Below are 13,915 nucleotides of genomic sequence, written 5' to 3'. Positions count from 1 at the left end.
TAGTGACACCTAGTTATACCTGCGCCGTCTCGGGACCCTTCCCGAAGCGGGCCCGGTAGTCCTGCCGGAGCGCCGAACGAGTCAGGCGGAGGGATGCGCGAAACCATCGACATCGGGATCGAGTTGGGCAACACCGGCAGCGCCGTCGCGCTGGCGGAGGACGGCGGGGCCCGCGCCCTGAGGAACAACGAGTACCGGGACCGCACGCCGTCCGCGGTGTTCATGCCGCGGCCGGGAAGAACCCTCGTCGGCCGCGCGGCGCGCGAGCGGCTGAAGGCGTCTCCGGAGGACGCGTACGCCGGGTTCGTGCTCAGGCTGGGCACGGCGGGCGAGCCGTACCGCTTCCACCGGGCGGGCGTCACCCGCACCGCCGAGCAACTGGCCGCAGAAGTGCTCAAGTCCCTGTGCCGGGACGCCGCCCACGAACGGGGGGAGCCGCCGGCCGCGGCCGTGATCGCCGTCCCCGCGTCGTTCACGCCGGAGCAGCACGACGCCGCCCGCAGGGCGGCGGTGCTGGCCGGGCTCGGCGAGGACTGTCCCCTGCTCCCCGAGCCGGTCGCGGTCGCGCTCGCCTACCGCGCGGACGGCACCGCCCGCCGCGGCCCCCGGATGGTGTTCAGCCTGGGCAGTAGCGGCTTCACCGCCTCGCTCGTCGGCGAGCGGGACGGGGAACTCCGGCTGCTGGGGCACGCCGTCGCACCGCACCTGGGCGGCGGGCGCATCGACCGGGCCATCGTCGACGACCTGCTCGCGCCCGCCGTCGTACGCGACTTCGGGCTGCGGGACTTCACCCGGGGCAGCGAGCGGTGGCGGACGAACTTCGCCAAGCTCCAAGGGGCCGCGGAGGCGGCCAAGATCGAGCTGTCGCGGGCCGCGGAGGCGGAGTTGTACGTCGACCTCACGCTCGACGGCGACGAGGAGACGTTCTCGTACACGCTCACCCGCGGCGCTCTGGACGACCTCGCCCGGCCGTCGTACGCGGAAGCCGTGGCGCTGTGCCGGCACCTGCTGGCCGAGAACTCGCTGCTTCCCGGGGACGTCGACGGGCTGCTGCTCGCCGGTGGCGCCACCCTCGCCCCGGGGCTGCGCGAGCTGCTGGCCGATCCGCGCGCGGGCCTCGGCATCCGGGCCGACCAGAGCCAGGACCCCACCACCGTGGTCGCCCGCGGCGCCGCCCTCCACGCGGGCACCATGCCCCTCCCCGCGGCTGCGCCGGCCCTCGCCCGGGACGAGATCGCCGGTCTGCTGCGCGAGACCCGGGACGCGCTCGGGCGCTGCACCGGCCTGCTCGACCAGGCCGGGACCGGGGCGCCCGGCCGGCTCCGCGCCGCGGTGGCCCTGTTGCAGGAGACGGTCGGCCGGCTCGACGACGACCTCCGCCGCGGCGGCGCGGCCGGATGGCACGCCGCCGCTCCCTCGCGCACCCGCGCCCTCGCCCTGCTGCGCCGGCTGCGGGACCGGCTGGCCGAACTCCACGGCGCGCTGACCGGGGACGCCGGCGGTGAGAGCCGGAGACCGGCCCCCCTTGGGACCGGTCCCGGACCGGGCCTGCCATAGTTCATGCCCCGACCGACCGACGGGCCCCTTCAGCCGACACGAGGTGAGGATCGTGCAGCAGCGCTACCCGCGGGACCGCGTGGCCGACTGGTGGCGGCAGTGGAAGCACCCGCGGGAGTTCCGCGTCGCCCCGGAACGGCTGGACGCCGGCCAGCGCGAGCAGGTCGCCTCCCACCTGACGTCGCTCGACGCCGCGCTCGCGGACCTCGCCGCCGCCAGAACCGCCGCCCGCGAGGCCGCCGCCGCGCCGAGCCCCGCGGCGGAGTTCGACACCGGCCGGCTCGCGGAGGCGGCCACCGGGGTGTGGAAGGCGCAGCGCAAGCTGGACCAGCAGGACGGCGCGCCGCAGAAGACCTCCAGGCAGATCAGCAAGAGCGTGCGGACGGCGCGCGAGGCGCTGCAGGAGGGCATCGAGCTCAAGATCAAGGACCACGACGGGGAGGACTACGACCCCGGCCTTCCGCTGAAGGTCCTCTCCTTCGAGGACGACCCGTCCCTCACCCGCGAGGTCGTCCTCGAAACCTTCAAGCCCACCATCCACTTCCGCGGCGACCGCATCCAGATGGGCGAGGTCGTCGTGGGCAGGCCGCCTCGTCACTGACTCGCATGCGCCGCCGGCCGCCGGACCGGCAGGGAGACCAGATGCGTGAGACCATCGACTTCGGAATCGACCTCGGGACCACGAACAGCGAGATCGCGGTCTTCGCGAACGGCAGACCCCGGATCATCAAGAACAACGAGAACTGGGACTACACCCCGTCCGCGGTGTGGATGCCCAAGCCGGGGATGATCCACGTCGGCCGCCGGGCCCGCGAGCGGGTGGAAGCCGATCCGCACGACGCGTGCGCCGAGTTCAAGCTCCAGATGGGCCTTGAGGACGCCGCGTTCGCCTTCCGCCGGGCGGGCGTCTCCCTGACGCCCGAGCAGCTCTCCGCCGAGGTCCTGAAGTCGCTGCGCCGGGACGCCGCCCACGACCTGGGGGAGCCGCCGGCCGCGGCCGTGATCACCGTTCCCGCGTCGTTCGCGCTGAACCAGTCCAACGCCACCAGCAAGGCGGCGGAGCTGGCCGGGCTCGGCAAGAAGTGCCCGCTCATCCACGAACCGAACGCCGCCGCGCTCGCCTACGGCGTGGACAACGCCGCGGAGTCCGCGTACTGGATGGTCTTCGACCTGGGCGGCGGCACCTTCGACGCGGCGGTGATGAGCAAGCGGGACGGGGAGCTGCAACTGCTCCAGCACGCCGGCGACCCGCACCTGGGCGGCAAGAACATCGACTGGGCCATCGTCGACGACCTGCTCGCGCCCGCCGTCGTACGCGACTTCGGGCTGCGGGACTTCACCCGCGGCAACGGGCAGTGGCGGACGAACTTCGCCAAACTCAAGGCGGCCGCGGAGGCGGCCAAGATCGAGCTGTCGCGGGCCGCGGAGGCGGAGCTGTTCGTCGACCTCAAGATCGACGGCGACGAGGAGACGTTCTCGTACACCCTGACCCGCGGCGCCCTGGACGACCTCGCCCTCCCCGTCTACACCCAGGCCGTCAAGCTCTGCCGGGAGGCGCTGGCCCAGGGCTCGCTCCGTCCCGACCACATCGACCAGCTGCTGCTCGTCGGCGGCGCCACCCTCGCCCCCGGGCTGCGCGAGCTGCTGGCCGACCCGCGCGAGGGCCTCGGCATCAGCATCGACCACAGCCAGGACCCCACCACCGTGGTCGCCCGCGGCGCCGCGATCTTCGCGGGCAGCGTACGCCTCCCGGCACCGCCGCAGCGCCCCACCGCCGGCACGTTCACCGCCGAGCTGATCTACGAACCGCAGTCGCTGGACACCACCGGGATCCCCGTCGCCGGAAAGCTGCGCAGCGCCGACCCGGTGGACTGGACCCGGTACAGCGTCTTCCTGCACAGCCCGGGAGGGGACTACCAGAGCCCGCAGGTCGCCCTCGACGCGAACGGCGGCTTCTACACCACCGTCGCCATCGAGGCGGAGGCCACGACCCGCTTCACCGTGGAGCTGACCGACGCCGCCGGAGTCCGCCAGAAGCTCACCCCGGACACGCTGTCCCTCACCCACACCCGCACCCTGCCGGCGGGTCCCGTCCTCACGCACTCGCTCGGCATCGGCAAGTACGACGGCACCTACGGTCCGATCGTGCGGAAGGGGGCGACCCTGCCGGTCCACGGCAGCAACAAGTACCGCACGACCATCGCCCTGACCCGTACGGACCCCGACGCGGTCATCCGCATCCCCCTCCTGGAGGGCGAGGAGCCCGACGCCAAGAACAACAAGGAGGTCGGCGAGGTGTCGTTCCGCCGCGGCGACCTGCGCTACGACCTCCCGGAGGGCAGCGAGGTCGAAGTGACCTACGAGGTCGGCACCATCGGGCAGGCGAAGGCCATCGTGGAGACGATGGACACGGAGTTCGAGGCCGACGTGCGGCTCCAGGGCGCCCAGCCGGAGCACGGGGAGCTGGTGGCCGGTCTGCACCGGCTGGAGCAGCGGCTGCCCGAACTCGGGGTACGGGCACGGGAGTCCGGGTCCCCGGGCGCCGACGCCGTCCTCCGGGAGGTCTCCGAGGACATGGGGCGGCTGCGCAAGCAGGTCGACAACGCGGTCGCCGACCCGGGCGCCGCGCTGGAGTGCGACCAGCGCCTGCGGAAGCTGCACGCGCAACTCGACGACGTCGAGCGGGATTCCATCGAGGTCCCGCGGCTGATGCTGGAGCTGGGAGACGCGCTCAAGGAGTGCGAGGGGCTGCTCCGGCGCGGCGGAGGCGCGGCCGAGCGGCAGGAGCTGGAGCGGCTGCGCGGCCTGGTCAACCGGGCCATGCAGGGCGGCGGCCAGCGCGTCGCCGAGCTGGAGCGGCTGCTGACGCAGACCCGGGAGCTGTACGTGGAGATCCTGAACAGTACCGGCCAGTTGGAGTACAAGATCTTCGAGGAGCTGGCGGGCAGCCGCGGCCTGATGGAGCCGCGCGCCAAGGCGGAGGCCGCGCTCGCCGAGGGCGAGCGCGCCTATGCCGCGCGGGACCGGTTTGCCCTGGGAGACGTGAACCGGCGGCTCTACGCGATGCTGCCTGCGCACGCCAGAGAGGCGCACGCCGACAAGGCGGCGGCCCGGGGCAACGGAGGACTCCGGTGACCTCGACGGAACCCGCCCGGCAGCCGCTTCCCGGGTCCCGGCCGGAACCGGCCGGTGACACGGCGCTGCGGGTCGAGCTGACCGTGGCCCGGGCCGCCGCCGCGGCCCGGGCCGGCGATCTGGACGCGGCGCTGCGGGAGCTGGCCCGGAGCGACGACCCGGCGGTCACCGGCCACCGGGAGGTGGCGGACCTGCGGGCCCGTATCCACGCCCAGCGCGGCGACTGGGACGAAGCCGAGCGCTGCTGGCGGCAGTTGCTCGACGACCATCCGGACGACCGGTCCGCCACGGCCGGGCTGGACCGGATCCGGCGGTTCCGGCGGACGGGCCCGATGGCCGCGTTCGACCGCAGGCGCCACCGGCTCCTGCCCGCAGCGGCCGTCGTCCTCTGCGCCGGAGCGGTCACGGCGGCGGCCTGGGTGCTCCCCGGGGGCCCGGCCGACGGCTCCGGGGACCGGCCGTCCGACGTCTCGGCGCCGGTGGCCGGGGCGGAGCAGCAAGCCGAGAAGGACGTACGGCAGGACCTGACCGCGGAGCGGGAGCGCGCCGCGGCCGCCGCCGAGACCCGCCGGGAGAAAGCGCTCGACGCCCTCGCGGACGAGGTCCGTACGCCGGGGATCCGGACGGTGCGGCACGAGGACTCGGTGGAAGTGGTCTTCGAGCAGGGCCTGTTCTCCCGGGCGGCGGAGCTGACGGACGCCGGCGCCGCGGATCTGGCCCGGCTCGGCAAGGCCCTCGGCCGGCCCGGGGACATGCGCATCGAGGTGCTCGGGCACATCGCCGAGGTCCGCGAGGCGCCCCCGAGCGGCGGTTCCGACACCTCCGTGTGGCGGGCCATGGTCGCCGCCCGCGCGCTCAGCGACGCCAGCGGCCGGCCGCTCACGGCCTTCTCCATCGCCAGCGCCGAGCAGCGTGACGCCCCGTACGAGACCGACGCGCAGAACCGCACGGTCACGGTCGTCCTCACCCCGCGCACCGCCTCGTGACCCGGCGCACGCGCCATCGACCCAGCAGCCCAGGGAGGTTGCCTTGCAGAGCGGGACCGCACCGGTGGCCGTGGAGCGCCTACGCGAGCTCACCGGCCCGGAGCTCTACCGGCGCAACGCGTTCAGGCTGACCGGCCTCCCGACCACCGCGACGCGCCAGGCGATCCGCCGGTGCAGGCAGCAGATCAACACGGCCGTACGCGCCGGGGTGGACATCCCCGCCGCGGGCGAGCTTCCGGTGCCCGGCCGGCGGAGTGCGGAGCAGTACGGGGCGGTGTTCGACGTCATCGACCATCCGCAGCGCCGGATAGTAGACGAGCTCTTCTGGATCTGGGACGCCCCGGACGGCACCTGCGGCTGCGACCCCGCGCTGCACGAGGCGCACGACTCCGCGGTACGGGCCCACGCCCGGGTGCTGGACGAGGAGTTGGGCGGCCGTGCGGCGCCCTCCACGGGCGAGCCGAGCTGGGGAGCCGCGGCCGCCGGCTGGCGGCGCGCGCTCGAACACCCCGGCTTCTGGGGCCACGTGAAGCACCGCATCACCGCGCTCGACGACGTCCGGATCGGCCTCGCGGCCGTGCCCGTCCTCGAAGGCGAGGTGCGCCGCACGCTGGTCTCCCCCGTGGCCGAGCTCGCCACCGGGGGCAGCGCACCGCACCGGGTGAAGGCGCTCTTCGGCGCCTGGTCCTGGGCCGGGGAAAACCTCCTGGGCCAGGCGGTCGAGGGCCGCGTGGAGCCGGTGCTGGAGGCCGTGAGGTCCGCGCTGGACCGCGCCCGCGACCTGCACACCGAGGACCCCGCCGCCGCGGCCTCGATCGTCGAGAGAGAGGTGCTGCCGCGACTGGAGGGCCTGCGCGCCTTCGACGGCGAGGGCGTGCTGCGCTCCGTCGCCAAGGTGCGGGAACGCACGGCCCTGCTGCTCAACAACTGCGCCATCGCCACCGACGGCGGCACACCGCTGCCCGCGGCGCAAGCGGCCCGGCTGCTCGACCTGGCGCTCGGGCTGACCGAGACCGAGGAGACCCGCCGGCTCGTCGCGGACAACCGGGAGCATGTGGAGTACCTGGCGATCCTGCCGGCGCTCGACAGGGCGCACACGCTCCTGGAGGCGGACGAGCCCTGGAAGGCCGCGCAGGCGCTGCAGAAGGAGGTCCTGCCGCTGCTCGCCGATCTTCGGACGAGCGAGGACAAAGGGGCACGGGACACCGCGGCCAAGTTCACCGACGGGACCGCGATCCTGCTCAACAACTGCGCCCTGGCCCTCGCCGGCGACAGCTCGCCCGCCGCCGTGCGCACGCGCGCCGACTTCCTCGACCAGGCGCTGGAGCTGGCGGAGACCCGCAGGACCCGCAGGCTCGTCAGGAAGAACCGCCGCCAGGCCGCCCGGCACGCCCGCATCGCCCCGTACTCCGACGCGTTCAGGTTCGCCGTGTCCGGCCTGGAGCGCGCCCAGCGGCTGCTGCGCGACAACAGGCCGGACCGCGCCGCCGCGGAGATCGAGAGCCATGTGGTGCCGCACGTCGACAAGCTGGCCGAGTGCCGGGTCCGCAGGCTCCGGCGGCCCGCCGCCAACCTCGTCGACCAGACGGCGATCCTGCTCAACAACTGCGCCCTGGCCCTCGACCCGGTCAAGGTGTCCCCGAACGAGAGCAGGCGGCTCCTGTCCGTCGCGCACGGGGTGGCCAGGAAGCGGAAGACGCGCGCGCTCATCATGAGGAACCGCGACGCTTCCTACTCCACGTATGCGGACCACCGGCTCGACGGCCTCCCCCCGGCCGTGCAGCAGATCATCCGGCGGCTGCCGCCGGAGCAGCAGGCCCAGTACCTGTCGCAACTCCGCGACCGCTGGTGAAAGGAGCGCCGTCTCACCGCCCGCGGTCCGTGCCACGGGCAGGGGCTCCGGGGCGTTGTACAGCCGTGACCTGTCACGGACAACCCTGACCGTGTCCGCGCGGTCATATGGGCATGTCGCGTCTCCCCATGGTGCTTGCCTTTCCCCGCGTGCTGCGGCATCTGCGCTCCGTCGGCGCCTCGCTGCCCCCGGTGACCGGACTGAGCGTCGGCCGCCCCGATCCCGTCCTGCGGCCGGTGCTTTCCGCGGCGTGGGAGGGCGACCACGGCCCGGCGCGCGAGCTGCTCGCCGACACCCGCCGGCGCCGGGAGTGGGAGCGGCGGGACAGGTGCGTGGCCGCACTCGCCGACGTCGCCCTGGTGCGGCCCCGGTGGCTGGAGGTCTGGCTGGAGAAGGAGGGCGACGACCCGGACGCCGCCCTGGTCTCGGCGGACCTGCAGATCGACCGCGCCTGGGAGGCGCGGACCTCCGTGCGGGCCAAGCACGTCTCCCGCGAGCGGTTCGCCGAGTTCTTCCGGATCCTGGGCGAGGCCGCCCCGGTCATCGAGAGGGCGGCGGAACTCAACCCCGGCGACCCGGTGCCCTGGCGCGTCGCCCTTCAGCACGCCCGCGGCAGCCAGGCCCCCCGCCCGGTCTTCGACCGGCTGCTGCTGAACGTCATGGACAGCGACCCCGACCACTACCCCTGCCATGCCAGCGCGCTGCAGTTCCTCTGCGCCAAGTGGTACGGCTCGCACGAGGAGATGTTCGACTTCGCCGAGACGGCGGCGGCCCGGGCCCGGCCGGGACGGCTGCTGGCCGCGCTGCCGGTGGAAGCGGTGACCGAGTACCTCACCGAACACCCCCTCGGCCGCGGCCCGGTGCCCCGGCAGCGGGTGCACGCGGCCGTGGACCGCACGCTGGAGGTGTGCGCCGGGTACGAGCCGGGCGACCCGGCTGCCACCGGCATCCGCAACCACCTGGCGCTGGCGCTGACCCGCTGCGGGCGCTGGGAGGAGGCGCTGCGGCAGTTCGAGCTGATCGGCACGGACGTGCGGGAGCTCCCGTGGGCGTACGTGGACGGGGAGAACGAGGTGCGGGGCTTCGCGGACGCGCGGGAGAACACCCGGGTCCAGGTGGCCAAGGCGGTGCCGTTCTTCTCCCGCTACCGCCCGGCGGCCTGACGGCGGAGACGCCCCGCCGCCCGCCGCCGTACGGCGGCGGGGCCGGCGCCACGTGAGACCCGTCCCCGCGGCGACCGCCGTCACCGGTCCTGCCGGGCGGTCCCGTCGTCCCCGGCGGCACGGTCGGGGGCGCCTTCGGGGTCCGGTGGCGGCGCGGCACCCGAGGGCTGTCCGCCCGGGTCCTGCGCCGCGCCTTCGCGGGTGCCCGTGCCGCCGTGCCTGGTGAGGTTCCGTACCGACGCCTCCAGGCTCTTGACCTGGTCGGCGAGGGCGGGCCCGGTGGGCCCCGCCCTCTCCCGCAGCAGCGACTCGATCTGCACGAGCCGCCAGGTGACGTCGCCGAGCCGTTCCCCGAACCCCGCGCCGCCGCTCTGTTCTGCGAGCAGCAGGCGCTGCAACTGCTCCGCCTGCACGGCGAGTTGCCGGTTCTTGCGGTGCAGCTCCAGGAAGACGTTGACCTTGGTGCGCAGGATCCAGGGCTCGATGGGCTTGGCCAGGAAGTCGGCGGCGCCCACCGCGTAGCCGCGGTAGGCGTAGTCGGGGTCGATGCCCTGGCCGGTGAGCAGGATGATCGGGACGTCCTTGGTCTGGTCGATGCGCTTGATGTTCGCGGCGGTCTCGAAGCCGTCCATCCCCGGCATCAGGATGTCGAGCAGGACGACGGCGAACTGCTGGCGCAGCATCGCCTTCAGGGCCTCCTCGCCGGAGTGGGCGAACACCACGCGCTGGCCGAGCGGACCGAGGACCGCCGCGAGCGCGACCAGGTTCTCCTCCATGTCGTCGACGATGAGGATGCTCGCCGGGTCCGGGGCGGGCGGCGGCGTGGGCGGGGCGGCGGCGGTCGTCATGCGGCCCGTCCCGGTGCCGCCGGGTCGTCGCCGTCGCCCCGCGCGTCGCCTGGCGTCTCTCCGGCCGGGCCGCCGTCCGGGGCCCGGCCGCCGCCGCCCGCCCGCCGGTCGTGCGACTCGAGTTGCTCGTAGATCGCCGTGAGCAGCCGGTCGACGTTGACCGGCTTCGGGACGTAACCGTCCGCACCGGCCTCGATGGCCTTCTCCCGGTCGCCCGGCATGGCCTTGGCGGTGAGCGCGATGATCGGCAGACCGGCGAGGCGCGGCGTGGCGCGGATGGTCCTGATCACCTCGTAGCCGTCGACCTCCGGCATCATGATGTCCATCAGCACCAGCGAGATCTCCGGGGAGCGCTCCAGGACGTCGAAGCCCTCGCGGCCGTTCTCGGCGTACTTCACGGAGATCCCGACCCGGCCCAGCATGTGCGTCAGGGCGAACACGTTGCGGATGTCGTCGTCCACGATGAGCACGTGCCGTCCGGTCAGCACCCGGCCGGGACGGCCGCTGAGCCATTGCCGCAGCCGTGTCGTCTCGGGCCAGGTGTCCGCCCGTTCCCGGTCCGCGGGCGCCTCCGTGTGCGCCACTTCGGGAGCCACCGCCTCGGTGCCCGCCGCCTCCGGCCCCGGTGTCCGCGCCGCGGTACGGGCCGCCTCCCCCTCCGCGGCGGGGGCGCGGACAGCGGGCTTCGCCGGCTGCGCCTCGCCCCGGCCGTCCCGGGGTCCGCCGCGGTCCGCGCCTGCCCGCCTCTTCCCGGGACGGCGCGGCTCCGCCGGTTCGAGCGCCGGCGTCGCGCTCCCCGAGGCGGCCGCGAGCGCCTTGCCGGGCAGTCGCGCCGGTACGTAGAGGGTGAACTGCGAGCCCACGCCCTCCTCGCTCTCCGCGTCGATCCGCCCGCCGAGGAGGCCGGCGATCTCCCGGCTGATGGACAGGCCGAGACCGGTGCCGCCGTACTTGCGGTTGGTGGTGCCCTCGGACTGCTGGAACGCCTCGAAGATCACGTCCAGCTTCTCCGCCGGGATGCCGATGCCGGTGTCCTTCACGGAGAACGCGAGCACCGTCTCCGCGTCGCGCAGCGTGTCCTCCGTGAACTCCTCCGACGGGACCCGCTCCACCCGCAGTTCCACTCCTCCCCTGCTGGTGAACTTCACCGCGTTGGACAGGAGGTTGCGCAGCACCTGCTGGATGCGCTGCTGGTCGCTGTAGAGCTCGGCCGGCACGTCGTCGCCTACGGTCACCTCGAAGCCCAGCCCCCGGTCGACCGTGAGCGGCCGGAACGTGGCGCGTACGTAGTCGAGGAGTTTGGCCAGCGGGATGCGCTGCGGGTGTACGTCGATGCGGCCCGCCTCCACCTTGGAGAGGTCGAGGATGTCGTTGATGAGCTGGAGGAGGTCGGAGCCCGCCTGGTAGATGGTGCCCGCGAACTCCACCTCCTGTTCGGACAGCCGCCCGTCGGCGTTGTCGGCGAGCAACTGGGCGAGGATCAGCAGGGAGTTCAGCGGGGTGCGCAGCTCGTGCGACATGTTCGCCAGGAAGTCCGACTTGTACTGGGACGACGTGGCCAGGAGCGACGCCTTCTCCTCCAGCTCCGCGTTGGACCGCTGCAGTTCCTCGGAGCGGGTGCGCAGCTCGGAGGTGAGGCGCTGCGACTGCGACAGCAGCGCCTCGGTGCGGGCGTTGGAGAGGATGGTGTTGAACGAGACGCCGATGGTGTGCGCGAACTGGTCGACGAACGTGAGCTGGATCTCGTTGAACTTGCTGAAGGACGCCAGCTCGATCACGCCCAGCAGCCGGTCCTCGAAGAGGATCGGCAGGATGAGGATGCTGGAGGCCGGGGCCGAGCCCAGGGCGGACTCGACGGTCACGTAGTGCTGCGGGGCGTCCTCGATGAGGATCCGCTCCTTCTGCCGTACGGCCTGGGCGATCAGCCCGCGGATCGGGGACTCCGACTGGAGGTCCTCCCGGCCGCGGCCGCCGACCCCGTAGTCCGCGATGAGCTCCAGGCCCTCGCCGTCCGGGGCCGAGGTGTCGACCCGGAAGAAGAGCTCGGAGTGCGCGTTCACCAGCGGTGCCAGCTCGCGCAGGATCAGGTCGGCGACCTCCACCATGTCGCGGTGGCCCTGCATCAGTCCGGCGATGCGGGTCAGGTTGGACTCCAGCCAGTCCTTGGTGCGGGTGGTCTCACGCAGGTTGGACACCATGCGGTTGACGTTGTCCTTCAGGTCGGCGACCTCGCCCTGCGCCTCCACGGTGATGGAGCGCGACATGTCGCCCTTGGCGACCGAGCTGGCCACCTCGCCGATGGCGCGCACCTGCGTAGTGAGGTTCAGGGCCAGTTCGTTGACGCTCCTCGTCAGCCGCTTCCAGTTGCCGGAGACGCCCTCGACGCGCGCCTGACCGCCCAGGCGGCCCTCGCTGCCGACCTCGCGGGCCACGCGGGTCACCTCGGAGGAGAAGGCCGACAGCGTGTCCACCATGGTGTTGAGGGTCGTCTTGAGTTCGAGGATCTCGCCGCGCGCGTCCACGTCGATCTTCTTCGACAGGTCACCGTTCGCCACCGCGGTGGCCACCTGGGCGATGTTCCGCACCTGCGACGTCAGATTCGACGCCATGAAGTTGACGTTGTCCGTCAGGTCCTTCCACACCCCGGAGACCCCGTGCACCTGGGCCCGGCCGCCGAGCTTTCCCTCCGTGCCGACCTCGCGGGCCACCCGGGTGACCTCGTCCGCGAAGTCGCGCAACTGCTGCACCATGCTGTTCACGGTGGTCTTGAGTTCGAGGATCTCGCCGCGCGCGTCCACGTCGATCTTCTTCGACAGGTCACCGTTCGCCACCGCGGTGGTCACCAGGGCGATGTTCCGCACCTGCGACGTCAGATTCGACGCCATGAAGTTGACGTTGTCCGTCAGGTCCTTCCACACCCCCGACACGTCCCTGACCTGCGCCTGACCGCCGAGGTTCCCGTCGGTGCCGACCTCGCGGGCCACGCGGGTCACCTCGGAGGAGAAGGCCGACAACTGATCCACCATGGTGTTGAGGGTCGTCTTGAGTTCGAGGATCTCGCCGCGCGCGTCCACGTCGATCTTCTTCGACAGGTCACCGTTCGCCACCGCGGTGGCCACCTGGGCGATGTTCCGCACCTGCGACGTCAGATTCGACGCCATGAAGTTGACGTTGTCCGTCAGGTCCTTCCACACCCCCGACACGTCCTTCACCTGCGCCTGACCGCCGAGCATGCCGTCGGTGCCCACCTCACGGGCGACGCGGGTCACCTCGTCGGCGAACGCGGACAACTGGTCCACCATCGCGTTCACCGTGCTCATGAGCTGGCGGATCTCGCCGCGGGCGTCCGCCGTGATCTTCTGGCTGAGGTCGCCGCGCACCACCGCCGTGGTCACCTGGGCGATGTTGCGGACCTGGGAGGTGAGGTTGGAGGCCATCAGGTTGACGTTGTTCGTCAAGTCCTTCCACACCCCCGACACGTCCCTGACGTGGGCCTGACCGCCGAGCATGCCGTCGGTGCCCACCTCACGCGCCACGCGGGTCACCTCGTCGGCGAACGCGGACAACTGGTCCACCATGGTGTTCACCGTGAGCTTCAGCTCCAGCAGCTCCCCCGCTGTCTCCACCGTCACCTTGCGGGTCAGGTCGCCGCTGGCCACCGCCGTGGTCACGGCGGCGATGTCGCGCACCTGCTGGGTCAGCCGGGAGGCCATGGTGTTGACCGCCTCGGTCACCGCGCGCCACGAGCCGGACAGCCCCCGCACGCTGGCGCGGCCGCCGAGCCGGCCCTCGGTGCCCACCTCGTGCGCCACCCGCATCACCTCGCCGGTGAAGGTGGACAGGTGGTCCACCACGCGGTTGAGCCCCACCCCGAGACTGCGCAGGTCGCCGTGGAGGTGGCGGGTACCGACGCGTAGCTCCATGTGCTGGTTCAGGTCCCCCTCGGCCACCGCCTCCAGCACCCGGGTGGCGTCCGTCATCGGCACGGCCAGGGCGTCGAGCAGGTCGTTCGCGTCGTGGACCACCTGGGCCCAGTCGCCCTGCCCGGTGCTCGCGGAGATCCGCTCGTCCAGGACGCCCTTCCGGGCCACCACCCCCCGCACCCGGCGCACCTCGGACGCCAGGTGCTCGTTGCGGGCGGCCACCCGGTTGAACGCCTCGGCAACCTCGCCCAGCACACCCTCGCCGTTCTCCGGCACCCGCGCCGAGAAGTCGCCGTCGCGCAGCGACCTGAGCGCGCTCAGCAGCGGGTGTAGGTCGGCAGTGGGCACCGACTGCTTCTCACGATCCTCCATCACGCCCATCCCTGCGCGCTCCCTGCTGCATGGCCGGCGGCCGGGCGGACGCTCCGGATCCGCTCCTCACCTCAAGAGG

7 protein-coding genes and 1 pseudogene are annotated in these 13,915 nt (G+C 73.0%); 6 read left to right on the top strand and 2 right to left on the bottom strand.

Translation table 11 applies throughout. The features are described 5' to 3' along the window. The first annotated feature begins 93 nt into the window (after positions 1 to 93). The 6 genes from FB457_RS28325 to FB457_RS28300 all read left to right on the top strand — a co-directional run bounded on the left by FB457_RS28325 (position 94) and on the right by FB457_RS28300 (position 8,693). Complete coding sequence (locus tag FB457_RS28325; RefSeq protein ID WP_145783691.1) at positions 94 to 1,557, top strand: Hsp70 family protein; 1,464 nt, start codon at positions 94 to 96, stop codon at positions 1,555 to 1,557. 52 nt (positions 1,558 to 1,609) lie between these two features. Further along, a complete protein-coding gene (locus FB457_RS28320) occupies positions 1,610 to 2,158 on the top strand; it encodes a hypothetical protein (protein WP_253911499.1) in 549 nt (182 codons plus the stop codon). A gap of 41 nt (positions 2,159 to 2,199) precedes the next feature. After that, positions 2,200 to 4,692: an Hsp70 family protein gene (locus FB457_RS28315; RefSeq protein ID WP_145783690.1), complete on the top strand. Its 2,493-nt coding sequence runs from the start codon at positions 2,200 to 2,202 to the stop codon at positions 4,690 to 4,692. Next, the gene (locus FB457_RS28310; protein WP_145783689.1) at positions 4,689 to 5,678 is read left to right on the top strand and encodes a tetratricopeptide repeat protein; all 990 of its coding nucleotides are present in this window, start codon (positions 4,689 to 4,691) and stop codon (positions 5,676 to 5,678) included. The genes FB457_RS28315 and FB457_RS28310 overlap by 4 nt, the downstream gene beginning before the upstream one ends. Positions 5,679 to 5,721: 43 nt before the next feature. Beyond that, positions 5,722 to 7,530 carry a hypothetical protein gene (locus FB457_RS28305; protein ID WP_145783687.1) on the top strand — a complete coding sequence of 603 codons (1,809 nt, stop codon included), beginning with the start codon at positions 5,722 to 5,724 and terminating at the stop codon, positions 7,528 to 7,530. Positions 7,531 to 7,643: 113 nt separating this feature from the next. Next, positions 7,644 to 8,693: a hypothetical protein gene (locus tag FB457_RS28300; protein ID WP_486589157.1), complete on the top strand. Its 1,050-nt coding sequence runs from the start codon at positions 7,644 to 7,646 to the stop codon at positions 8,691 to 8,693. A 170-nt stretch (positions 8,694 to 8,863) separates the two neighbouring features. Here FB457_RS28300 and FB457_RS28295 read toward each other — a convergent pair. Together FB457_RS28295 and FB457_RS28290 are read right to left on the bottom strand one after the other, a co-directional pair. Beyond that, a pseudogene (locus tag FB457_RS28295) lies at positions 8,864 to 9,541 on the bottom strand (response regulator); the annotation flags it as partial. Next, positions 9,538 to 13,836 (bottom strand): HAMP domain-containing protein, encoded by a 4,299-nt coding sequence (locus FB457_RS28290; RefSeq protein ID WP_145783686.1) that lies wholly within the window; start codon positions 13,834 to 13,836, stop codon positions 9,538 to 9,540. The pseudogene FB457_RS28295 and the gene FB457_RS28290, both read right to left, overlap by 4 nt. Positions 13,837 to 13,915: the final 79 nt, after the last annotated feature.

Source organism: Streptomyces sp. CNZ287, from assembly GCF_007827615.1.
The sequence above is the reverse complement of the archived record's forward strand: the minus strand, read 5'-3'. Positions and strand labels throughout refer to the sequence as shown.